The sequence below is a fragment of the Psychroserpens mesophilus genome, from assembly GCF_000826645.1.
Lineage (GTDB): Bacteria > Bacteroidota > Bacteroidia > Flavobacteriales > Flavobacteriaceae > Psychroserpens > Psychroserpens mesophilus.
Genome location: NZ_JXJP01000011.1, coordinates 1 through 23,026, shown reverse-complemented (window position 1 = coordinate 23,026; position 23,026 = coordinate 1). Strand labels below are relative to the sequence as shown.

The following is a 23,026-nucleotide window of genomic DNA, read 5'->3' as shown; positions in this document are numbered from 1 at the left end:
CTTTATTCAGGACGGGTCAGAATGTTGTACAACGGCCAAGTATAAGAGCAGTAGCGGATTTAATGAACTGACTTTTCGGATAGCAAGATACTTAATTAAATGCAAAAACAGTTCGAGTTTACACTCAAACCGCTATTGCTTTTATATAGTGTTGTAAGCTGGCCTTCTTTTCTGTCGAGGTTGTAAAGTCCTTGTCCACTGTGAGTTTCGGTGTTGTTGTCGAGTTAAGATTGGGTCTGTTTGTGTCGGCTGTGGGTAGCGGTTTTAAAAATTTTAGAAGGGAAGGAAATTTTAAAAAATAATTTTTCTTTGGGTGGTAAAGGTGTAAGCTCTTTTGCAATTTTTGGTCTGTGCGTTGGCTAGTGCGAATTGCAAATGTGCTTACACCTGTGTGATAGCTATTTTCTTCTGTTTATTTTCTCTTTTGCTGTGTCCACTAAATAATAGACCATAGGCACTAAAAACACAGTCAAAATTAAAGATGATAGAAGTCCGCCAATGATTACCCAAGCTAAACCGTTTTTCCATTCTGCTGCTGTTCCTGTTGCCATTGCAATGGGAAGCATACCAACAACCATTGATAGCGTTGTCATTAGGATTGGTCGCATACGACCTTTTCCTGCAATGATTAAGGCTTCTTTAAAATGTTTGCCTTCTGCTTTTAATTGATTGGTGAAATCCACAATTAGAATAGCATTTTTTACTACTAATCCCATTAGCATAATTAAACCCAACAAGGCAAATAAACTCAAATTGCTCAAAGACAAATTCAAAGCGAAAAAAGCCCCAATTGCAGCTACTGGTATAGAAAACAAAACTACAAATGGATAAACAAAACTGTCATATAGTGCTACCATAATCAGGTAAATCAGCAAAAACGAAATCAGCAAAACTGAACCTAATGCTCCAAAACTATCATTCTGTCTTTTGATGTCGCTACCCCAAGTCATTTGTATTCCGTTTGGCAAAGGATTTTCTTTGAGATATGCTACTACATCGTCTGCTACAGTTCCTGATGGTCTGCCCAATGCGTCTGCTGTCAAAGTAACTGCTGGTTGTCTGTCTTTTCGCTCCAATAGTGAAGGAGAATTGTCTTGCTCAACGCTTGCAAATTGTGAAACTTCAACTGGTATCCCCAAATGGTTAATAATTGAAAGTTGTTGGACATCTTCAAAATTTCGTCTGCTAAATTCATCTAACCAAATTCGCACAGGATATTCCGTTCCGTTTTCAGTTAGGGTCGCATCATCATTTCCTGTAAATGCAGTTCTTAGGTTCAATCCAACATAAGCGGTTGTTAAATTCAATCGTTGCATTTTATCTTTGTCGGGAATTATTTTGTATTCAGGGCTACCTGCTTCAACGGATATGCGAACATTATCCGCACCGGGAATTTTTTCAATTACCGTTTTCAATTCATCGCCTGTTTTCATTACCAAATCCAAATTGCTACCGCTTAACGTAATTTCAATTGGTGCTGAACGTGGAATTAAACCCAATGCTGCCATTGAATAATTGATACTCGGAAATTTTGACTTTAGTTCTTCCCGAAGATTTTTCATAAATGTTTCAGTAGGTAAATTATCCAATTCCTTTTTGGATTTTAATTGAATCGTAAATTCAGTTTTATTTGCTGAACCTACACCCAAACTCCCAATGCCTGTGCTTGGTCCGCCAATGTTGCTGAATACTGTTGCTACTTCGGGTTGTTGAATAATGTATGTTTCAATCTTTTGAGCAATTAAATTGTTTTGCTGAATGGAAGTGGATTTATCAAATTCTAATGCCATTCTAAATTTACCTTGGTCGCCTGTTGATATTAATTCTTTTCCAATAATTCCTTGTTTCATAATACCTAATGTCATTGCAAAAAGCACAATAACGATACCTGTAAAAGCTAATTTATGGCTCAATACCCATTCTAATCTGCGACCATACCATTCATTAAAATTTTCTAATTGAATTTCAAACCAGAGCAAAAAGCGATTGAAAAAATTGGTAGGTTGTAAGTCCTCTTTTTTGCCAATTCGAGAAGCCATCCAAGGCGTTAAAGTAAAACCAACCAATAAACTGGTGAGTGTAGAGGTTATTACCACAACAGAAAACTGCTTGAGCATATCTGCAACAAACACTTGTAGAAAAAGAATAGGTAAAAAAACTACAACGTCAACCAAGGTGATGGATAAAGCGGCAAAGCCAATTTCCATTCTACCATCCATTGCAGCCGTTCGTTTATCTTTTCCTCTGTCCAAATGTTTTTGAATGTTTTCTAAAACTACGGTAGCATCATCTACCAAAATACCGATGATTAAAGACATTGCAAGCAAGGTCATTAAGTTTAAGGTGTAACCCAAAAGCCACATCACAGCGAATGCAGTAACTAAAGACGTTGGAATGGCAACCAAAACGATTAAGGAGTTTCTAAAACTTCTTAGAAATAAAAGCATTACCAACGATACCAACAGAACTGCTAAAATCAAGTCAAAAACAACGGAGTTAACGGCTGCAATCGTATTATCGGTGCTATCGTCTGCAATAATAAATTTCACGCCCGAACTGGCATTTTGTTGTTCGATGAATTGAAATTTCTCCCGAATTGCTTTTGATACATCTACAGCGTTTGCATCGCCTTGTTTTTTCAACAGTAAACCAATACCATCCTTTCCATTGTATCGACTGATGGAAGTTGTTTCCTTTATGCCATCTTTAACATCTGCCACATCTTTTACATAAACAGGACTTCCTATGGCTGGCATTGCCACCTGAACATTTTTAATGTCCTCAATAGATGCGAATTTCCCTGCTAAACGAATAGAATTACTTTCTTTTTCCGTTTGCACCTTTCCTGCAGGAAAGTCTAAACCCGAACGGTTAATTGCTTCAACAACCTGAAGCATTGATATTTTATATAGTTTCAGCTTGTCCTGATCGATTTTAACTTGTATTTCTCTTTCCTCTCCGCCTAAAACTGTAATCTCTGCAACACCTTTTATTTGTTGTATTTGTGGCAAAAAATCATCTTCCATTTTTTGATAAAACTCAGTAGCAGACAAGTTACTTGTTGCACTGATAGACATTATCGGTAAATCATTGGGGGAAACTTTGCTCATTACAGGACTCAATATCTCGTCCGGTAAATCCTTCCGAATATTATCAATATAGCGTTGTGCATCTTGCATTGATTTGTCCAAGTCGGTTCCGTAGTTCAGATTCGCGATGATGATAGAAGCATTAGGCAATGATTTCGTAACCAAATAATCTACACCCTCCAAGTTGGATAAAGCATCTTCGATTTTTCGTGAAACAGATGTTTCTACTTCATTTGGTTCAGCACCCGGATATACTGTTTTAATGACAACTACTGGCTGATTAAAATCAGGCATTAATTCGTAGCTTAAATTTTTATACCCAATAAATCCTAATAATGTAAATACGCTGAAAAGCACTATGATCAGCGAAGGACGTTTGATTGATATTTCTGTAATATTCATTTTTCGCTGATTTTATTTAACAGTTACATCTGCCCCATCAAAAAGATTGATTAAGCCATTCGTTACAATTACATCACCTTCATTTAATCCATTTGAAACAACTGCTTTGTTCTGTATCTTTTTTGAAATAGTGATGCCTTGCAAAAGGGCTTTGCCATTTTTCACAACATAAACCTGGGGTTGGTTCTCTGTGCCTTTTATGGCAGATGATGGTATGATAATTCCCTTTCCAGACGTTTCACTTTTGACTAAAACTTTACCAAACATTCCAGATTTTATTTTTAAATCGGAGGTGTTTTTTACCATAAACTGAACTGGAAAACTACTGCCCATATTTGCTTTACTACCAATCATAGTAGTTTTTCCAGTCAATATAATTTCAGAATAGGCATCTGCCGAAAGAGGTAGGGTTTGATTTAATTTGAACTGGCTTAAATCTTTTTCAGGAACATTTATGGTGAATTTTAAAGTAGTAATGTCCGTTATTTGGAGCAATGGAACGCCCGGTGCAGCAAAAGCTCCTTCTTCACTTAATTTAGCAGTTACCACTCCGCTAAAAGGAGCTCTAATAGTGGTTTTGCTTATCTGCTCTAACAAAGTTGCTTTTTGAACTTTTGCAGATTTCAAACCTAATTCCGCCTTTTCCAATTGAACTCCTTGAATGGCATCTGCTTCAGCCAAAATGGTATAGCGGTTTACATCTGCTTCCAATCCTTCTATTTGCACTTCAATAGTTTGCAGTTGCAATTTCAGCAATGAATTATCCAATAGAATTAAAGGTTGTCCTTTGCTTACCACGCTTCCAGCATCAACTAAAATGGTATTGATTTTACCTTGTAGTTCAGCACTTATTTTGGTTTCCTTATTTGGTTGAAATGTTCCTGTATATGAATATTCTGCATTTATAATTTCAAGTTGCAATGTATCTACTTGAACATTTATAGCTTGTTCTTTATCGTATTGATAGACTCTTTCTTCCGCAATATTTTTGTTTGTTCTGAGCTTAAAAACAAATAAGGCAGCAATCACTATTGCGACTATAATACCTATTATTTTCTTCCAATTCATTTTGACTGATTTTAATTATTTAGTGAAATGTTTCCTGTAAGTTTTTTTAATTCGAGATCTGCTTTTAGGTAATCTATTACCGTAGTCAGGTAGGTTTGCTGTGCTTCGCGTAGTGCGTTATCTGTGAGTAAAACATCCGTTAAACTTGCCGTTCCTTGCTTCTGTTGAAGAAGGGTTTGTTCGTAGATTGTTTGTGCCAATTGAATTTGTTCGGTTGTGGTTTCAACCGTTTTTTTAGTGATTTCTCTTTGCTGTTTGGCATTTTCAACTTGCATATTATTTTGCTCAGTAAGCATTCCAAACTGAAGTTCATTGTTTCGGAGTTCAAGTGTTTTCTGAAGTACTTTTCGTTTGGTAACTGTTCCGTTAAATAGCGGATAGGTTAATTGAATACCTGCAAAACCAATCGGATAAAAATCAAGGAAAGAAGAAGGTTCTCCGTTATAACCAAAGCCTGTTGTTCCATACATTCCAACCAGATTAAGCGAGGGCAAATACCTTGATTTGTTGAGTGTATTGAGTTCACTCCATAATAAGCGGTTTTGAGTTTTTATGATACGAATATCTAAAGTGGATGCAGGAGTATATTCATTTGTGTTTTGATATTGAATATTTGGTTCAATTTGCAAATTATGTTCTATAGAAATGCCCATAGCAAATTTCAACGCATTAAGAACCTGCTCGTATTTGCTTTTGATAGTCTCCTTTTGGGTGGTTAATTGTGATACTTGCAATTTCACCTTGCTTACATCTGTTCCTTTAGCAAGCAATTGTTCATTGAGCAATTGCATATTTTTTAGAAGTCTTTTTGCATTAATCAGATTACTGTCAATAAATGCCAATTGATGATGCAAGATTTGGGCATTGTAATACAAATTGGAAATTTCAAAATAGATTTGCTCTTCGGTTTTTTGATACTGCAAGTCTGTCAATTCCGAAGCAATTTTTGTTGTTTGTATTGCTCCATAAACCTGCGGATTATACAAAGGCATTGAGAGTTGCAAGTTTGCGTTGATGTTATGCGGAACGCCAAACTGTGCTGCTCTATATTCTCCTTCGGGAGCTGCAGGATTTAGTGCATTGAGGGGTAAAAGCTGATAGGGTAGGTTAGTAAAGTATTTGTAATCCGCATTGGCTGTTATTTTCGGAATTAAATTGGCTTTGGCTTCTTTCTCTCTTTGCTCACCAATAGCTATATTGTTTCTAGTTATTTGCAGGTTTTTGTTATGAACCTGCGCTGTGTCAATACATTGTTGCAACGACCAAGTTTGTGCATGAGCAGATTGTAATCCTCCTATTATCAATAATAGAGCAACATAATGTTTGTGAATATTCGCTAACTTCATTGGTCAAATTTTTTTATTTTAATAAGATAAGTTGAGATTTTACAGAAGCATACAACCAATGTTTTACATTGGGAGTAATATTCACATAGTCGCCTGACTCCAACTTAATTTCCTGCTCGGTTTCATCTTCGTAGGTTACAAATCCACTTACGCAGAGCAATAAAGCAGGTGTTTTGGTGATGTGTTCTTTCAAAGTTCCATTTCGTTCAAGTTGAATTGCAGTAGTTGTACCAAGTTCGCCTTTAAATAAGTTTACAGCTGAAACTTCTTTTTCATGTTGGTGTAATTCTATTAAATTTTTCATTGGAAATATTGATTGTATGTTGAAAATGAAGCTTGAAGATCTGTGACAATCTTGTTTGCTTGTTCTGTTGATTCTGCCTTCGACAAAGATTCGATTAATTCAATGTGTGGGTATAACCACTTATGCAATTCATCGTGACTTTCACCTTTCATTGTGCAACTCTTTATGAGTCCACTATTTTCTTCTTTAAGTTGGGCAGCCAAAATTTGATAATCTTGGGATTCGCTTTCAAGGTATTGATTCAAAATCCCCTCTGCTTTAAGGATAAAAGGTTTCATCTCTTCATTCACAACCCATTTTTCACCACTATTGAGTTGAAGGGCTTTACTTTCATCATCGTGATGATGTTCATTGTGTTCGACTACATAAGCTTGATTATTTGATTTTTCGTTTGTGGAATTGCCACAGCCAAATAGCAAAAGGCTAATTACCGAAAGTGTTAAGATTACTTTATTCATTGCTTTGTTTTTATGATTGTTAATAGTGATTGTATCAAGATGCTTCCGTTTCGGATGATGTCAAATTGGAATTTTGCCACTCTCCATTTGTACATTTGAAGCCTAAAAGCACCCATCACGATATGAACTAAATCTTCAGAAGTAATGGAATTGGTGAAAATGTTTTTTTGCTGTCCTTCCAGAATAATGGGCATCAAATGTTTCATTTTTACCGCCATTATTTTTGATATGGTTTCGTTGATACGTTGGCTTTCTTCCATCAAACCGTCAGAGAATACAGCCACTACAAAATGTGGATGCTTTTTAAAGAATAAAAATTGATTTAGAAACAGCGCTTCAAATTTTTCTTCAGGCGATTGTTCGCTTTTAATCGCACGAGAGTAACGCTCATCCATATTTTCAGCAAGATATTCAAGTAAGGCAATAATGATTTCTTCCTTGCTAGCAAAGTGTCTGTAAATAGCACTTTCAGAAAATTTCATTTCCTTAGCCAAGTTCTTAATTGTTAGCCCACTTATTCCTGAAGCCGTCAATATTTTTCCTGCTGCTTCAATGATTTCGAGTTGTCTATCGGAAATTTCTGCCGTCATGATTAATTTAAGTTAGTGAGTGTTCACTCTGCAAAGATAACTGAATTATGTTCACACATACAAGTTTTTTGGGAGAATACTTTAAAATCTAACCAAAATCATCTGGTTCGGTGAGTAATTGGTTCTTTTGGGGTTTGTCTGTGTTGCCTTGTATGAAAAGGGCAAACCCCAAATGTGCCAATGTGCGGCTGGCTAAAATTATTTTTTAAAATGTGTGGTGGGGAAATTTTTAAAACATTTGGGTCGGTTAGTGTGTCGCCAAAGTTAGTCCGCAAGTTTATTTTAAGATGTCAAATTTCGATTTTCAGTTGTCTGTTTTTCGAATTAGGTTCGTTTTTTGGCTTGCTTACAACGGTTTTGTGTATGATTTGTGCGAATGAGAATCCATAGGATTTTCAATCGATGCAAATCAGTTGTTTAAATATATGAATTTTAATTGAAGAAAAAAGTGAGCATGGATTATACACAGTGTTACCTACTGTAGTGCATGACAGGTTTTTGGTAATCACATAAAAAAGCAAACACAGAGAGCAACCGTTTCAAAATGCTTTTTAAAGTTTTTGGCTGACAATCCCAAGAAACCGCAACTTTGGCAAAAGGGAAAATATCACAATTGCATTTAGGTTGCACTTAGGAAAAATCACAAACGCCTTTTTTTGAAAAGAACGAATCAGAACGCCAAAGCGTTTAGTTCTCAAAAAAAGGATAATTCCGATGAATTTTAATTGAAATAGAAAAAGTTACAAGCTAGTGATTCAGTTTCGTAAAAAAGTAACTCAGATGATTTTTGCACTATGGTTGGTAACGAGTTTGTGTATGGTTTGTACGGAATTCAGCCGAACGCTTTGCGATTCGGATGAGCCAGTTTTTTTCTGGCGAAAATTCCGTTGGGAAACAAAGCGAGCGGTTGAGCTTGCAAAATGTTTCCTGAAATAAATATAGTTAAATTATGCGAGAATTTTTCCGCTGGAAAAATTCTGTAGTATTGACCATACACGTTGTTGGCATTAGTTACTTATTTTACTGGAATATTAATTTTATGGATAAAATTTTCACTATCATCAAGTCTTTCAACGTATTCAATTTTTATAAATCCATCTTCTAAACTTTTTTCAGTTGCAGTTAATAATAAATTTGCACTGTTAGCTTCTATTTTAATATCTTGAGCTAAATCAAGTACAAGTTCTCCGCCAACATTAATTCCAGATATGCTTTTATGTAATTTATCTTTCTTAAAATAGATAAGAGTTGGTTTTCCTACAATTAAAAATTCCGCATTGTTTTCTATAAAAACTTCTAAAGTTTTATCATCACTTACATAAATATTCTTTGATTTATTAATATCTAATTGGATTTGCTCTTCAGAAGATTTTTTTTTGTCCGTATCGTTCTTACAATTTAAAATATTAAGACAGATGAATACGTAAATAAAAAATTTAAAAATTTGATTTGTCATTTAACTATTTTTTATAAATCATAGTTTTCTCTAATTAATGCCAACGTGTTTGTGTATGATTAGTGGCGTGTTTAAGTACCTAATTTAGCAAATAAAAACCGAATAGAAAATCCGCGAGGATTTTCGTAAGTAGGCGAGAACTAGCCATTAATTATACACGGTGTTGTAGGTAGTTTTTTTACAGTTATTCTTTAATAATTCAATACCTCTTTTCTGTCCTAGTTCAGATAATTCATTCCAATCTTTACAGGCTAATTCCAGTTTTCCAGTTTCAAAGAAAATAGCAGCTCTGTTATAAAGCGCATCTATGTTTTTTGGGTCTAACTCATAACTTTTGGTGAAGTTTTTTATAGAATTCTCATAATCTTTATTCTGATAAGAGATTATTCCTTTATTAAAATATTTTCCAGCTTCTTGAATTATTCTTGTGTCTCCACCATAAAAATGGTCTAACTGATAGAACGAATCAGTAAAAAATTTCATTGAAATTCCACGAAATGTTTTGGTTTTTTCGTCTTTTAAAACAAATGGCATTTCCAACTTTTCAAGATGTTTGAATTTATTTAAATTCCAAAGTTTATACGATTTGTCAATTACTTTCTTTATTCTCTCAATTTTACTTGAGTCATTTGTGTTAGAGAAATTTATTAAGGTACTTATATTTTTATTTTTTAAATCAATTGTTATAATTCCTTTAGCTTTAAAGTTGCTGTGTTTTTTTTTGAAAGCTTTGTTCAGTTCAAGCATTAAACTCGATTTTAAAGTTGGTGTATAGAATTCATTTGCAACTTGATTTTTACTTTCTCCTTTTTCCTCTTTAATTTCATTGAATAATTTTTGTTCTCTAACAAAATAGAACCTCTTTAATTTGTCGTTTTCCATTCCGTTTATTGTTTCACAGAGAATCAACGTGTCATTTTGTACTCTTTCTATTTCGTAACCAGAAGTTGAAGATGTTTTGATAAAGTTTTGATTTAATGAGAATGGAAAACATACTTCATTTACTCTATGAGTTGGATTTCCGTTAGTACACATTTCCAATTTTTTAAAAGTGTAATTGACGTAAGAAGAGTCAGTAAAGAATCGGTCAATTAAACTACTGCCATCTTTCATCTCAATCTTATATTTTATCCAATCTCCATTCAATTCCGAAATATTGACTTTTTGACAATACGATTTGATTGTAATTAGAAGGAATAATAAAAGTATGTTTTTCATCATTTTTTTAAATTACCTACAACGGTTTAGTGTATGATTAGTGCGATTGAGAATCGATAGATTTTCAGTCGTAGCGAATCATTTTTATAAAGATAGTATTTTTTCTATGATATTCTAAAGTGAGCATTAATTATACATATTGTTACCTACTGTAGTGCAGAACGAACCAATGGAAAAGACAGAAAAGAGTAAGTACAAAAGAGCAACCGAATCAGAATGCTTTAACAGACTTAAGCAAACAATCCCAAGAATCCGTTGATTAAGTAAAAAAGAAACGACCATAATAGCATTTAGGTTGCGACACAGGAAAGAGCGAACACCTTTTTTTGAAAAGAACGAATCAGAACGCCAAAGCGTTTAGTTCTCAAAAAAAGGATCATTCCGATGAATTATATTTGAAAAGAGAAGAGTTACAAACTAGTGATTCAGTTTGGTAAAAAAGTTACACTGATGATTTTTGCACTATGGTTGGTAACGTGTTCGTGTTATGGCTAGTTGCGTTGGTTTGAACTAAGTTAGCAAAAAGAAACTAACCAATAGGAAAATCCGATAGGATTTTCCGAGTACACACAGACCGAACAATTAGTTATACACGTTGTTAGCTGTAGTCTTGTCGACTCTTCATAATGTTAGGTAGTTCAGAAATGTTTTTTGCTCTTTTATATTTTAGAACTTGCTTTTCGTAATTGTGAGTTACAACAAAGATTTTGATATGCTTATAGTCTTTTAAAATTGAAATAAGTTTATTTAGGAATTTTGTTTCCATTTTATTTCCAATATAAATTGAATCAATAGTCTTGCTCTCTATAGATGCTTCTCTACTAAATTCATTAGCATTAACACTTATCACTCTGTATTCTTTTTCAAAATTATATTTAATTCTTTTTCTACAAAGTTCATGATGATATAAAACTATTTTTTTCCAAAACTTTGTCACTTCAGGCACATGTTTGTTTTCTAAGGATTTAAGAGTTTCGATTAAATTAGGATTATTAGATCCATTATCCTTAAGATACATTACATGTGACTTGATCGCAATGTCGCTACTATAAGGTAAGAACTTGCTATTATTCTTGAATTTTAATGCGAATCCTTTAAATCCATCTGCATAATAATCCCACATTTGGTCTTCATCGTTAACAGTACAGAAGCAACAAACTCCTAAGTTTTCTTTAATGTTTTCATCATCATTAGTAATATCAGTTATAATATCATCATTAGAAATCAGACAATCGTATTCATCTCCAAAGCCACTTGGATTAGAAAAATAAAGGTAACTGTCTTTTAGAGAGGCTAAACTGTATTTATCCGCTCTAAAAAATTTGTACAAAAAATTAGGTTCTGTTAGCTTAACTTCTTTATAGAACATTTCGCTCTTAAGATAATCTGGATACTGCATGTTAAATTTCAAAAGATGTCTATAATCTTCACGTCCCCATTTTAATTGTAAAGTAAGATATTTATGATTGGGATTTGGCTTATTCATTTAATTCGTGAAATTCTTTTTTTTGATTACAGCTAACGTGTTCGTGTAATGATTAGTTACGGAAAAGGATATGAGTCGTTTTCCGATAAGTTACTAAGTTAATTAATTTCAAGGGATTTTCCGTTAGGTAAATCAGCAGTAATTAATTATACACGTTGTTGCCATTTCGTTGTTTTTTCAGTTCAAATTATTTGTCTAAATTCCTTTTTTAACTTTTCAGCATTTAAGTGAATTCAGTCAGCGTTTTATTTCTAAAATTTCCAATTCAGATTTTTAGTCAGAATTCGTATGAGTAATTTATTCCAAGTTCTGTAGCTCAATTCCGCTATCTGATTAAATACTTTGCTTTTCCAATTCTATCCGTGAGCCTTTCTTAAAGTTATTCGTTGAATATTTATAAATCATAGTTAATGATAATATTGTATTCATAATCCAAATAGTCAAGCCTACAAATAGTAATTGCTTTGCGTTATTATTAAATTCAGTGAATTCACTGAATTCCGAAATTAAAGCTCCGATAAAATATAGATTGACTAAAAAGAAAAGAATGCCTAATGATATTCCTGAAATCCTGTTTTTAAAAATAATTTGAAGAATAAAGATTCCCGCAATTCCAATAAAAATAGGATTAATATAAAATGGTGGTGAATATCCAGCTAAAATGACTAAAATTATTAAGTAGTATTCAGGTAATTCAAACAATATTTTTTTCATTTTTTTCGATTTTGTGTGCGTTCCGCAATGAATGGCAACGTTTATGTATAAGGAAAGTTGCGTGTTTGTATGCGAGGATTTTCCGAAGGAAAATCAGAAGCTAGCAAACGAGCAACTAACTTTGGTTTAGCTAAAACTAGCAATTTTTTTTATACGGTGTTAGCAGCTGTTTTTTTTTATTCAAAACTTAAATTTATTCCAAGGCTCTTTTTTATTTCTTTGAATTCATTTTTGGTAAATGGTCCATTAATTTTCAGTTCCTTTTTTTTAATCACATAGTAATTTTCCTTGTTCATTCTCATTTTTTTAATCGCAGAAGAATTTTCTAAAAGTTCACGAGTAAATTTTTCAGAATAAATACTGTTATTTTCCGACGTGTCTAATTTGGTCAAAAAGTGTTCATTTAGAGGAATATATTCTCTGTCATACGTAAAATATGTTTTAGGTAGAAATATCATACTTTCTACCAGTCGAGAGGTTTGTTCGAAGTCGAAATTCTGTTTTACAATAATGAACTCAGAATTATATTCATACCTATCAATATCAGGTAAAATAACAGGGATTTTTTTATAATTTTCAATTTGGTAAATTCCATTTCCTTGAAAAGTTGTTACGTCAAATATTATTTCTTGAAATGGGATATAATAAAAATTATTTCCGAGATTAATTTCTTCTTCACTCTCGTTGCACGAGAACATAAAAAGGAAAATCAATAAGTATAAAAAAATAATTCTTGTTCTCATTTTGGTTGCGGATTCAAATTGCTGCTAACGTGTTCGTGTTATGATTAGTTGCGGTAAAGGATGTTAGTCGTTTTCCGATAAGCACTAAGTTAATTAATTTCAAGGGATTTTCCGACAGGTAAATCAGCAGTAATTAATTATACACGTTGTTGTAGCCAGTTTTTATTCCTCGATTAATATTTTTTCAGATGTAATTTCTCCAATGCTATCAATTACATAAGTAGCTTTCAATTCGCCTTTTTCGGTGTACGTTTTCATTTCTCCAATTGGCTTATCTATATTCCATTGTCCTTCGACGGATAATTTTCCATTCTCAAAATATTCTCTTAATATTCCAATTTTTTCTCCATTCACGTAACTAATTTGTGAGGCGACATTTCCATTTTCCCAATATTGTGTAGTTAGTCCATTTTCTACTCCGTTTACAAGAACACTTTTGACTTTAACCTTTCCATTTGGGAAGTAATCTTTTATTAGTCCATTTGGTTTTCCGTTCACAAAATTTATCTCTTGTTGAAGCTGTCCATTTTCATAGTAATATTTCCATTCTCCAGTTTCTTTTCCTGCTTTATAGTTGCCTTTAGAAGCAAAATTCCCATTATCATAAAACTGCTCCCAATATCCAATTTTTTCATCCTCTTCTAATTCTCCTTTTGAAAGTAATTTTCCATTTTCGTGATAATATTTCCAATTTCCATAGCGTATAGATTTTTCTAAATCTCCTTTAACACTTCCTTCTCCCATTATTTTTCCATTTTCGTGATACAATATTGTACTTCCTTTGACAATATCTCCAACTTTATAAGTCGTTCTATCTTCCTTAATAATTGTATTCTCTTTGTCATAATACAATTTAAGATTAGTGACATTTGCTTTATCGGTCAAATCAAATTGACAAGAAAGAAAAAAGAGTGAAATTAAAATGAGTATTATTCTATTCATTTGGGTTTTTCTCAAATTGGCTACAACGGTTTTGTGTATGGCTTCGTTGCGGAAAAATCCGCAGGATTCTTTCCGCCGTAACCGAAAGATAGCAAATTGCAATGAATTCCGATTAGGAATTCAGCCGCAATGAGCTATACACGTTGTTACCACACGTTTTTTTTATTCGGTTGGTTTTATTTTTTCTCCTTTTTTATTCAGATAGTGAACTCCACCACCGAAATGAGGTGCTCCATAAAACTCAATTAACTCTCCTTGAAATCCCAAATAGCAATGCATTTCTATTTCATTGAGAATTTCTCCACTCTCATTTATGATAGCATCAAGAAAATAGTCATTTGCAATTTCAAAATCACGCTTATTTACTCTAACACCACAAACTCCATTTTTAAATTTATCTACTTTATAAAACTTTGGCTTAATTACGACATTGCCTAAACTGTCTTTGAAACCCCAAAATTCATTTTCTTGAAATGGAACATAACTATCAGATTTATATTCTGGTTTATCTTTTGTTTCCATACTGTCTTTTTTTCTTGAGTTGTAAATCTCTACTCTTGAAAAAGTTTTTGTTCCGATTCTTTCTCCTTTTGTATCTATCGGATAAAAATCAGAGAATTCTTTGTCACTCACATATGCAATTCCGTTTTTAAATTCTCCGTGTCCATCTTTCCAAGTTTTTCCAAATTTATTTACTCCGTTTCTATTCACAAACCATTGTTCTTCAAAGCTTGAAATTCGGGCAAATCCTTCGCTAAATTCTGTTTCTGGAAAATTATCTTTAATGTCGAAAACTTTATTTCCTAAAGTGTCGATAAAAATCCATTTGTAACCTTTTTTTATAACTTCTTTGGAAACGTAGCAAAGTCCTTCGCTGAAATCTCCAACATTAAGATATTCCGCTTTTACTTTAATTTTTCCGTTTTTGTCCATAAATCCGTATTTGCCATTTTCGGATTGGAATTTATATAGTCCGTTTCCTTGTCCAAATGTAAGGCTCGAAACTAAAATCAGAAGTACTATTATTGTCGTTCTCAATGTTTTTCTCAAATGTGTGGTAACGTGTTCGTGTATGGTGTGTTGCGGGATTTCAGCCGAGAGCTTTTGCGATTGGATGAGCCAGCTTGACTGGCGAAAATTCCGCGTTGGAAGACAAAAGCGAGAGGCTGAGCCAACGAGATGTTTCCTGAAATAAATATAGTTAATTAATGTGAGAATTTTTCCGATGGAAAAATTCGAAGCAATACACTATACACGTTGTTAGGTGCAGTTTTTGTTTTTAAATTTTTCAAATATTATTTTCTGGTCGTAACTAAACATCATTGCTCTTGTCCTAAATGTTATTAAATAATTTTTTACTCTACAATGAAAAGGCATTGTATTAAAGTAAACAAAATGTCCAACAAGCTGAATTTGTTCGATAGCCTTTATAGCATCTGATTCAGTTTCAAACTCCCATTGTTCTATTATTCCATCAGAAATAGTATTTGTTCCGTTTTTATCTCTATAAAAATAGCCCCAAATACTTTTAGTGTTTTTAAACAATTCAATATCAAGATTTGGAGATAGTTTCATTAAAACATTTGGCTCAAACTTACTGGCTTTCTTTAAGTCGGTATTTTCATAATCGATACTGTAAAAAGGATATCCGTTAAATGAAGTCTTATTACCTAAATAATTGTATAATTTCTTTTTTCTCAACCTTAAAGTGTCTGGAATCCATTCAGTTTTTTCAATTTCTTTTACAAATTCAATTAATTCAGGAATAGGAATGCTTTCGTGAACTACCAATTCTTGTTTTTGTGCTTTAGAAGAATCAATAACAATTGATTTTTCTTTCTGATTAATTAGTTTGTTTTTAGTATTCGACTCTTTACAGCTACAAAAAATTAAAAGGGAAATTAATATTGTGGATTTGATTTTCATTTTTATCAAATTGCACCTAACGGTTTTGTGTATGGTTAGTTGCGTGGTTAAGGAACTAAGTTAGTAAACAAAAACGAACGCGAGAAAATTCCGAAGGAATTTTCCAAATAAGCACTTGCCAAAGCAATTAATTATACACGTTGTTGGCAAATCGTTTTTATTTCGGTTCATATTCTTTTCGAAAAACGAATTCAATTGGTTTGTTATTCATTTTCATTCCGTTGTATTCGAATAGCATTTCATTTGTTGAGTGTTCTCCATTTTCTCCAAATAAGAACGAAATCGAATTCCGATTTGTTAAATCTCTATTTTTTAATTCCGCAATAAGTTCATCGAAAAAATATTCAGAGTCGAGTAAGTCATCTTTGTGTTCGACCAGATTTTCCAAAGTCAGTTTTTTAAACCACCAACTTTCCATAAAATCCTCATCATAATATTCCAATTCAGCATCTTTTCCGAATTCAGATTCAGGTTCATCTTCGTTTTCATAATCAAAATTCAGATAGTTTTTGTAGAGTTTGTTTTCTGATTCAAAAGTTCCAATCCAAATGCAAATTATCTTTTTAGTCATCGATTCTCAAATGTTTGCCAACGTTTTTGTGTATGGTTTCGTTGCGGAATTCAGCCGAAGCGCTTGCGTTCGGATGAGCCGAGCTTGTGCTGAGCTTGTCGAAGCATACGGCGAAAATTCCGCGGGAAAAAAAGCGCAAGGTTGAGTTGCACAATTGTTCCGTTGTCTAAAGATATAAATATTATTTAGAAATTTTAATGCAGTTCATTGTGTAGCAATGAACTATACACGTTGTTGCCACACGTTTTTATTTCATTTTATATTTCGGGTTTCTAATATCATCTTTATGTACTTTATTCACATTTTTAATCATATCTCTTTCACAGGCTCCAAATTCGGCAAAATTCCGTTTGGCTTGGTTTAATGATACTCTATTTGCTCCACCTTCATAATCTGGTTTAGCTGATTGAATTGGGTCATCTTCCCAATAGCAAGTCGTACATATTTGATATGTTCCGTTTGGTTTTTCATCTAGCGTGTTATATCCGCAACATTCACAATAAAACCTTCCATTAGCTTGTGACCTTTGAAATTCAACAATTTCAATTAATTCTTTATCAGAGTATTTTTTCAGAACGTCTGTAATTTGGCTTTCAGAATAACTGTCGGAAAAGAAAAGACGATAACTTTCATAATTGATTTTCGCAAATTCAGGATTCAAATCATGATAGTATTCATAATCAATATCACATTCCTCGCGTAAATAATCTTCAATAATATCTTTCAATTCCCATGTGTCAATATCAAGTACAAGTTGACCATCAATTTTATGTAACTTGATATGAGGTTTGTCAATTTTCAATGGTTCTGTCAAATGTGTGGCAACGTTTTTGTGTATGATTTGTGCGATTGAGAATCGATAGATTTTCCATCGTTGCAAATCATATTGTTAAATATATAAATTTTTAATTGAAGTAGGATGTAAGCATGAATTATACACAGTGTTACCTACTGTAGTGCATGACAGGTTTTTGGTAATCACAGAAAAAAGCAAACACAGACAGCAACCGAATCAGAATGCGATTCACAGACTTAAGTTTACAAGCCCAAGATTCCGCAACTTTGGCAGAAAAAAAAAGACCACAATAGCATTTAGGTTGCACACAGGAAAACCACAAACGCCTTTTTTTGAAAAGAACGAATCAGAACGCTAAAGCGTTTAGTTCTCAAAAAAAGGATAATTCCGATAAATTTTAATTGAAAGTAGGAAAGTTATAAGCTAGTAAATCAGATTTGTAAATAAGTAACTCAGATGATTTTTGCACTATGGTTGGTAACGGTTTAGTGTATGATTTGTGCGATTGAGAATCGATAGATTTTCAGTCGTTGCGAATCATAATGTTAAATATATGAATTTTCCGATGAAGTAGAAGTAAAGCATGAATTATACACATTGTTAGCTACTGTAGTGCATGACAGGTTTTTGGTTATCAGAGAAAAAGGCAAATACAGACAGCAACCGAAACAGAATGCATATCACAGACTTAGCTTAAAAACCCAAGATTCCGCTACTTTGGTAGAAAAGAAAAGATCACAATTGCATTTAGGTTGCACACAGGAAAACCACAAGCGCCTTTTTTTGAAAAGAACGAATCAGAACGCTAAAGCGTTTAGTTCTCAAAAAAAGGATAATTCCGATGAATTTTGATTTAAGAAAAGAAAACTTTCAAGCTAGTGATTCAGCTTTGTAAATAAGTAACTCAGATGATTTTTGCACTATGGTTGCTAACGTTTTTGTGTATGATTTGTGCGATTGAGAATCCATAGGATTTTCAGTCGAGGCAAATCAGTTGTTTAAATATATGAATTTTAATTGAAGAAAAATGTGAGCATGAATTATACACAGTGTTACCTACTGTAGTGCATGACAGGTTCGTGGTAAGCAGAGAAAAGGCAAACACAGACAGCAACCGAAACAGAATGCGATTCACAGACTTAAGTTAACAAGCCCAAGATTCCGCTACATTAGCAGAAAAGAAAAGACCACAATAGCATTTAGGTTGCACACAGGAAAACCACAAACGCCTTTTTTTGAAAAGAACGAATCAGAACGCTAAAGCGTTTAGTTCTCAAAAAAAGGATAATTCCGATAAATTTTGATTTAAGAAAAGGAAACTTTCAAGCTAGTGATTCAGCTTTGTAAATAAGTAACTCTGATGATTTTTGCACTATGGTTGGTAACGTGTTCGTGTTATGATTAGTTACGGAAAAGGACATGAGTCGTTTTCCGATTGGTTACTAAGTTAATTAATTTCAAGGGATTTTCCGCTAGGTAAATCAGCAGTAATTAATTATACACGTTGTTACCTGTAGTTATTTAGTTGAATTTATATTTTTGAATATACTCTTTTCTGTTGATGATATTTAAACTATCGATAGGATTTACATATAGTTCAGGTTCGATTGTCATTCTTAAATTATTGTTTACTTCTTTTTCCAAATAAAACGCTTCTAAATCGAACGGTTTTTTTATATCGAACCAAGAAATATTTTCATTAGTGAAACTTGGGCTTATTATCTCGAAATTTGAAGCATTTGAATCTTTATCATAAATTTTTATTACTTCTCCATAATATTGATTATTGTATATTTTATTTAATATAATGTCATTATTCAAAAACTCTCTAAAACTAGGTTCATAAATTGAAAATAATGGTGTTATATCATTTTCTTTTATTTCTACTGGCATAATTCCTAAAACTCTTCTATTTATAATTCGATGTTTAACGTCATAAAAAACAATTTCCTTGAAAGCAAAATTCTTTATTTCTTTAAGATTTTCATCTGGTATAAAGTCAATTTTATTTGTAAACTTATCGTCATTGTATGTAACTGACTTTTTAGACGATACATATTTTTTTATTTCATTTAGCAATAGATCGTTTTCAAAAAAATCTTTATTAATATTATTATTCGAGATTAAAGTCAAAAAGATATCTGTGTAAGATATATCGTAATCATTTATGTGCCAGTATTCGTAATCAGCTACTTTTAAATCAGGAATATTTTCTTCTGATTTGAAATTAAAATTATTTACGTAATTTCTTTCTAATAAAAGTTTTCCATTTGAAGAATAAAATTCCCAGATACCAGTTTTATGATTTTTATAAAATTGGCCTTTAGCTTTTAAGTTTCCATTCGGATAGAAAAATTTGAAATCTCCATCTATCATAAAATTTAGAGTATCAAAGACGATTTTAGTTTTTCCGTTAGGATAAGCTTTTTCAACCTGGCTAAAAAGAAAAATAGGAAAGAATAATATTATAAAAAACGTGATTCTCATAATTACAGGTAACGTTGTTGTGTATGGTTAGTTGCGTGTTTCAGCAACTAATTTAGTAAACAAAAACGAACGCGAGAAAATTCCGAAGGAATTTTCCAAATAATCACTTGCCAGAGCAATTAATTATACACGTTGTTGGCACAAGTTATTAATTTTCATAATGTCTTTTGTAATATTCCGACATTTCAAGAATGTATTCTGAATGTATTTCGTTTTGTTTTCTATTTTTTTTCTTTATTAAATTTTTATTTAGAAAATAATAATCAATATCAGTTACTGTATCATTTCTTGCTTCATTTAATATCACTAAATTAGAAAAGATAAGGTTGCCGTTTTGATAATAAAACTTGTAATTCGTAGGTTTTCGATACGATTCATTATCATATGCTAAAATGCGGACAATTACGCCATCATTATCTGTCATAACAGAAACTTTTCCGCCACCATTTAAATCGTGTTCAGAGCTTGCTTCTATATTATATTCAGTTATTGTCTCTATATAATCTTTCTGTACATCGACTTTTTTTATATAGCGGTCAATTCCAGAAATAGGTGAACTACTAACACAAGAAATCAGAGAAGACAGAATTATTATTATAGTTAATTTTTTTTTCAAATGTACTTTAAACGTATTAGGTGTAAGTTATTTATTCATTAGTTGGCGATTAATTTCCCAATTCACTTCAGAGTCAGTTATTTCATAATTACTTGAATCATCTTTTCCGCCAAGCCACAAAGGAATTTTATAAGCAACAACTTCGTTAAATTTCAATTCAACATTTTTAGAGTTCCAATTTTTAAATCCACTTATGTCCAATGTTTCATCCGCAAATTCAATTAGGTCAACATTAAAAAATTCAGATAAAGGTTGTTCCAACATAAAATCTTCGCCAGTTGCGATGTCAAATAAATATGTAAAATCTTTATTAATATCTTTTGCGAATTGTCTCCCAACCCAGTCAAATCCATAAACTATAATGCGGTTTGTATATTTTGGAAAACTCTCACAGATAATATCAGTCCACTTTTTTGAGGTTTCATAATTATGAATTCTTAAAATTCCATTTTCAAACGAAAAGCCACCAAATTGTTCGAATAATTCGTTTATTTCGCTATTCGGTGTAGTTAAGCAAACTGATTTTTGGTCAATCAATTTCTTTTGGTTTTTGTACTTAATTTTGAATGGTTCGAGGTTCATTTTTAATTTGTGCCAACGTGTTCGTGTAATGATTAGTTACGGAAAAGGACATGAGTCATTTTCCGATTAGCTACTAAGTTAATTAATTTCGAGGATTTTCCGATAGGTAAATCAGTAGTAATTAATTATACACGTTGTTGTACCCTGTTGTTTTATTCATTCTCTTTTTCTGATTGTTCATCCATTTCTATAATTTCATAATCATTATTGTGCCATAAAATAAGATCAGATAGATTTTTATTATCCATTCCATGTAATCTAATCATTCCATTATTCTGTTCTAAAAACTCATTTATAATTCCATCACTTATTTTCTCTTTGTGAAATGAGATATTGATTATTTCATTAATTATTGTGTATGGCGTAACTATAAGACCTTTTAATGACCACCATCCTAAGATTCCAGTTGTTAATAATGATTCTATTCTATTTTTTTTTGCACATGAATCACATAGGATTCTCTTCTTTGTGTTTTTACTCGAATAGATAATAAATGAAATTATTGTGGTAAGTTTTTGGCCACTTAATTTATTGTATTTATTTCCGCAATTTGGGCAATTCAGATTTAGAATTTTATCAGTCAGGGTTTTTCTCTCAAAATCAGTTAAAGTATTAGTTTCCGCATCTACCCAAGTAATTAGCCTTTGATCTAGATTCCGTTTTTCAATTTCTGATTTTAATATTTCAAGTACTTCTTTTCTTAGTCTTTTTGATTCATTTTTTGCAATATTCTCAATTTTTGAATCGTCAAAACCCTTGTAGTTTTCTCTAATATCTTTGATACTGTGCATTTAAATCGAATTTCGGATCAATTGGGTACAACGTGTTTGTGTAAGGTTTGTTGCGGGATTTTAGCCTTGCGTTTTGGCGCTAGGCTGAGCCTTTTTTGGCGAAAATTCCGTTTGGAAACAAAACGCAAGGCTAAACTTACCGAAATGTTTCTTAAGTAAATGTACTAAAGTTTTTGTAATTATTATTCCGATGGAATAGAGAAGTAGCAATTAACTTTACACGTTGTTAGCAAATCGTTTTTATTCTTTCTTTGTTTTATTGTAAATCAAAATAATTGCAATTATCTCTCCTAAATAATAGAAAATTGATTGTGTAAAATATAACATATAGTTTTTTCTTAAATATCCATAGTATTCTGTAATTCCGAGATTTTCTACTTCAAATTCGAAAAATGACTTTATTGAAGGATAAGAAATTTGAAAAACTTGAATAATAAAATATGCAGAAAAACTCCAAATAAAATATTTCAGAACGTTTTCACTAATGGTTTTATAATTTTCAAAAATCCGATTAATTACAATATTAATTAAAATTACAAAAAGGATAAGTCCAATTAATTCCGAAATCCAAAAAGTCCAAGAAGGTTCAGAATCCAATAAAATCAATAAGTCTATCGCAAGGTCAGAAAAACTATAACTTAAACCTGAAATTGTCTTATAAGTAAATATTCCAATTCCGAAAAAACCAATTAATTTATTTTTTTCAATTCCCAATGAGATTAAGTTTAGAGTTTGAGTTTAATGTTTGCTAACGAGTTTGTATAAGGTTTGTTGCGGAATTTCAGTCTTGCGTTTTTAAGCAAGGATGAGCCATTTGAGGCGAGAATTCCGTTTGGAAAAAAAACGTAAGACTGAACTTAACGAATTGTTTCTTAAGTAAATATACTAAAGTTATTTGTAATTATTTTTCCGATGGAAAAGATAAGTAGCAATGAAGCTTATACGTTGTTACCTCACGTTTTTTTCATAATCTATATTATCCTACAATTTTAGAATTCATAACCTTTATGTTTCAAATAAGTATTTCCGTCTATTTTGAATTTAGTTTTTGATAGATATTCAATTTTCGTTGTATCTGAACCACCTAAATTAATGTATTCAATCGCTGTTTTACCATTTACTTTTATCAATATAACTAAAGTTGGGCATGAAAAAATAGGATATGATTCAGTTTTTTCTTTAGGAACACTTCGCCAAATAGATGAGTTTTTTTTTTTATGAAAATCAAACCAAATTATATTTTCAGAATCTAATTGATTTTCTGGAATCCAAAATCCATTTAGATTTTCACGTACAGAATCTAATTGGGTTAAATCAATTTCATAATCGTTTTCCACGAGAACTAAATTCCGATTTGGATTAGAGCATCCTAACAGTAAAAAAGCAAAAAGTGATATGTAGATTATTAATTTCAAGTTGTGGTTTCAAATGTCTAGTCCTG

General features: G+C 32.1%; 22 protein-coding genes. All 22 read right to left on the bottom strand.

Annotated features, from left to right (window positions below):
* Nucleotides 1–398 precede the first annotated feature (398 nt).
* Nucleotides 399–3,491 (bottom strand): efflux RND transporter permease subunit, encoded by a 3,093-nt coding sequence (locus TD18_RS10305; RefSeq protein ID WP_040252225.1) that lies wholly within the window; start codon nt 3,489–3,491, stop codon nt 399–401.
* A 12-nt stretch (nt 3,492–3,503) separates the two neighbouring features.
* On the bottom strand, nt 3,504–4,559 hold the full coding sequence (locus TD18_RS10300; RefSeq protein ID WP_040252223.1) for an efflux RND transporter periplasmic adaptor subunit: 1,056 nt from the start codon (nt 4,557–4,559) through the stop codon (nt 3,504–3,506).
* An 11-nt stretch (nt 4,560–4,570) separates the two neighbouring features.
* The gene (locus tag TD18_RS10295; RefSeq protein ID WP_040252221.1) at nt 4,571–5,905 is read right to left on the bottom strand and encodes a TolC family protein; all 1,335 of its coding nucleotides are present in this window, start codon (nt 5,903–5,905) and stop codon (nt 4,571–4,573) included.
* Between the two features lie 13 nt (nt 5,906–5,918).
* Nucleotides 5,919–6,209, bottom strand: a complete 291-nt coding sequence (locus TD18_RS10290) for a cupin domain-containing protein (RefSeq protein ID WP_040252219.1) — start codon at nt 6,207–6,209, stop codon at nt 5,919–5,921.
* A complete protein-coding gene (locus TD18_RS10285; protein WP_040252216.1) occupies nt 6,206–6,667 on the bottom strand; it encodes a hypothetical protein in 462 nt (153 codons plus the stop codon). Before TD18_RS10285 ends, TD18_RS10290 begins: the two co-directional genes overlap by 4 nt.
* Nucleotides 6,664–7,257, bottom strand: a complete 594-nt coding sequence (locus TD18_RS10280; RefSeq protein ID WP_040252213.1) for a TetR/AcrR family transcriptional regulator — start codon at nt 7,255–7,257, stop codon at nt 6,664–6,666. The genes TD18_RS10285 and TD18_RS10280 overlap by 4 nt, the downstream gene beginning before the upstream one ends.
* A gap of 1,015 nt (nt 7,258–8,272) precedes the next feature.
* Nucleotides 8,273–8,713 carry a hypothetical protein gene (locus TD18_RS10275; RefSeq protein ID WP_040252211.1) on the bottom strand — a complete coding sequence of 147 codons (441 nt, stop codon included), beginning with the start codon at nt 8,711–8,713 and terminating at the stop codon, nt 8,273–8,275.
* 147 nt (nt 8,714–8,860) lie between these two features.
* Nucleotides 8,861–9,934, bottom strand: a complete 1,074-nt coding sequence (locus tag TD18_RS10270; protein ID WP_152611359.1) for a tetratricopeptide repeat protein — start codon at nt 9,932–9,934, stop codon at nt 8,861–8,863.
* Nucleotides 9,935–10,529: 595 nt separating this feature from the next.
* Nucleotides 10,530–11,417, bottom strand: a complete 888-nt coding sequence (locus tag TD18_RS10265; protein WP_040252207.1) for a DUF2971 domain-containing protein — start codon at nt 11,415–11,417, stop codon at nt 10,530–10,532.
* A 333-nt stretch (nt 11,418–11,750) separates the two neighbouring features.
* The gene (locus tag TD18_RS10260; protein ID WP_040252204.1) at nt 11,751–12,131 is read right to left on the bottom strand and encodes a hypothetical protein; all 381 of its coding nucleotides are present in this window, start codon (nt 12,129–12,131) and stop codon (nt 11,751–11,753) included.
* A 176-nt stretch (nt 12,132–12,307) separates the two neighbouring features.
* On the bottom strand, nt 12,308–12,874 hold the full coding sequence (locus TD18_RS17205; protein WP_160289463.1) for a hypothetical protein: 567 nt from the start codon (nt 12,872–12,874) through the stop codon (nt 12,308–12,310).
* A gap of 162 nt (nt 12,875–13,036) precedes the next feature.
* Nucleotides 13,037–13,816, bottom strand: coding sequence for a toxin-antitoxin system YwqK family antitoxin (locus TD18_RS10250; protein ID WP_040252199.1), 780 nt, complete (start codon nt 13,814–13,816; stop codon nt 13,037–13,039).
* 162 nt (nt 13,817–13,978) lie between these two features.
* Nucleotides 13,979–14,854, bottom strand: coding sequence for a WG repeat-containing protein (locus TD18_RS10245; RefSeq protein ID WP_040252196.1), 876 nt, complete (start codon nt 14,852–14,854; stop codon nt 13,979–13,981).
* Nucleotides 14,855–15,076: 222 nt separating this feature from the next.
* Nucleotides 15,077–15,742: a hypothetical protein gene (locus TD18_RS10240; protein ID WP_040252194.1), complete on the bottom strand. Its 666-nt coding sequence runs from the start codon at nt 15,740–15,742 to the stop codon at nt 15,077–15,079.
* A gap of 157 nt (nt 15,743–15,899) precedes the next feature.
* Nucleotides 15,900–16,313: an immunity 22 family protein gene (locus TD18_RS16720; protein ID WP_052461130.1), complete on the bottom strand. Its 414-nt coding sequence runs from the start codon at nt 16,311–16,313 to the stop codon at nt 15,900–15,902.
* A gap of 247 nt (nt 16,314–16,560) precedes the next feature.
* Complete coding sequence (locus TD18_RS17495) at nt 16,561–17,115, bottom strand: CPCC family cysteine-rich protein (RefSeq protein WP_241480666.1); 555 nt, start codon at nt 17,113–17,115, stop codon at nt 16,561–16,563.
* A 1,515-nt stretch (nt 17,116–18,630) separates the two neighbouring features.
* Complete coding sequence (locus TD18_RS17445) at nt 18,631–19,485, bottom strand: hypothetical protein (RefSeq protein ID WP_160289464.1); 855 nt, start codon at nt 19,483–19,485, stop codon at nt 18,631–18,633.
* 259 nt (nt 19,486–19,744) lie between these two features.
* Entirely contained in the window at nt 19,745–20,212 is a 468-nt protein-coding gene (locus TD18_RS10215) for a hypothetical protein (protein ID WP_040252182.1), read from the bottom strand.
* Between the two features lie 27 nt (nt 20,213–20,239).
* Nucleotides 20,240–20,794 carry a T6SS immunity protein Tdi1 domain-containing protein gene (locus TD18_RS10210; RefSeq protein ID WP_040252179.1) on the bottom strand — a complete coding sequence of 185 codons (555 nt, stop codon included), beginning with the start codon at nt 20,792–20,794 and terminating at the stop codon, nt 20,240–20,242.
* A gap of 152 nt (nt 20,795–20,946) precedes the next feature.
* A complete protein-coding gene (locus tag TD18_RS10205) occupies nt 20,947–21,585 on the bottom strand; it encodes a hypothetical protein (RefSeq protein WP_040252177.1) in 639 nt (212 codons plus the stop codon).
* A 240-nt stretch (nt 21,586–21,825) separates the two neighbouring features.
* Nucleotides 21,826–22,299, bottom strand: a complete 474-nt coding sequence (locus TD18_RS10200) for a hypothetical protein (RefSeq protein WP_040252176.1) — start codon at nt 22,297–22,299, stop codon at nt 21,826–21,828.
* Nucleotides 22,300–22,574: 275 nt separating this feature from the next.
* The gene (locus TD18_RS10195; protein ID WP_040252173.1) at nt 22,575–23,000 is read right to left on the bottom strand and encodes a hypothetical protein; all 426 of its coding nucleotides are present in this window, start codon (nt 22,998–23,000) and stop codon (nt 22,575–22,577) included.
* Nucleotides 23,001–23,026: the final 26 nt, after the last annotated feature.

Excerpts from the sequence above, each read along its gene's own strand:
- TD18_RS10285 (WP_040252216.1), bottom strand. The coding sequence starts at position 6,667 with ATGAATAAAGTAATCTTAACACTTTCGGTAATTAGCCTTTTGCTATTT.
- TD18_RS10250 (WP_040252199.1), bottom strand. The coding sequence starts at position 13,816 with ATGAATAGAATAATACTCATTTTAATTTCACTCTTTTTTCTTTCTTGT.
- TD18_RS16720 (WP_052461130.1), bottom strand. The coding sequence starts at position 16,313 with ATGACTAAAAAGATAATTTGCATTTGGATTGGAACTTTTGAATCAGAA.
- TD18_RS10275 (WP_040252211.1), bottom strand. The coding sequence starts at position 8,713 with ATGACAAATCAAATTTTTAAATTTTTTATTTACGTATTCATCTGTCTT.
- TD18_RS10290 (WP_040252219.1), bottom strand. The coding sequence starts at position 6,209 with ATGAAAAATTTAATAGAATTACACCAACATGAAAAAGAAGTTTCAGCT.
- TD18_RS17205 (WP_160289463.1), bottom strand. The coding sequence starts at position 12,874 with ATGAGAACAAGAATTATTTTTTTATACTTATTGATTTTCCTTTTTATG.
- TD18_RS10280 (WP_040252213.1), bottom strand. The coding sequence starts at position 7,257 with ATGACGGCAGAAATTTCCGATAGACAACTCGAAATCATTGAAGCAGCA.
- TD18_RS10300 (WP_040252223.1), bottom strand. The coding sequence starts at position 4,559 with ATGAATTGGAAGAAAATAATAGGTATTATAGTCGCAATAGTGATTGCT.
- TD18_RS10260 (WP_040252204.1), bottom strand. The coding sequence starts at position 12,131 with ATGAAAAAAATATTGTTTGAATTACCTGAATACTACTTAATAATTTTA.
- TD18_RS17445 (WP_160289464.1), bottom strand. The coding sequence starts at position 19,485 with ATGATAGATGGAGATTTCAAATTTTTCTATCCGAATGGAAACTTAAAA.
- TD18_RS10205 (WP_040252177.1), bottom strand. The coding sequence starts at position 21,585 with ATGCACAGTATCAAAGATATTAGAGAAAACTACAAGGGTTTTGACGAT.
- TD18_RS10240 (WP_040252194.1), bottom strand. The coding sequence starts at position 15,742 with ATGAAAATCAAATCCACAATATTAATTTCCCTTTTAATTTTTTGTAGC.
- TD18_RS10295 (WP_040252221.1), bottom strand. The coding sequence starts at position 5,905 with ATGAAGTTAGCGAATATTCACAAACATTATGTTGCTCTATTATTGATA.
- TD18_RS10210 (WP_040252179.1), bottom strand. The coding sequence starts at position 20,794 with ATGAACCTCGAACCATTCAAAATTAAGTACAAAAACCAAAAGAAATTG.
- TD18_RS10265 (WP_040252207.1), bottom strand. The coding sequence starts at position 11,417 with ATGAATAAGCCAAATCCCAATCATAAATATCTTACTTTACAATTAAAA.
- TD18_RS10305 (WP_040252225.1), bottom strand. The coding sequence starts at position 3,491 with ATGAATATTACAGAAATATCAATCAAACGTCCTTCGCTGATCATAGTG.
- TD18_RS10270 (WP_152611359.1), bottom strand. The coding sequence starts at position 9,934 with ATGATGAAAAACATACTTTTATTATTCCTTCTAATTACAATCAAATCG.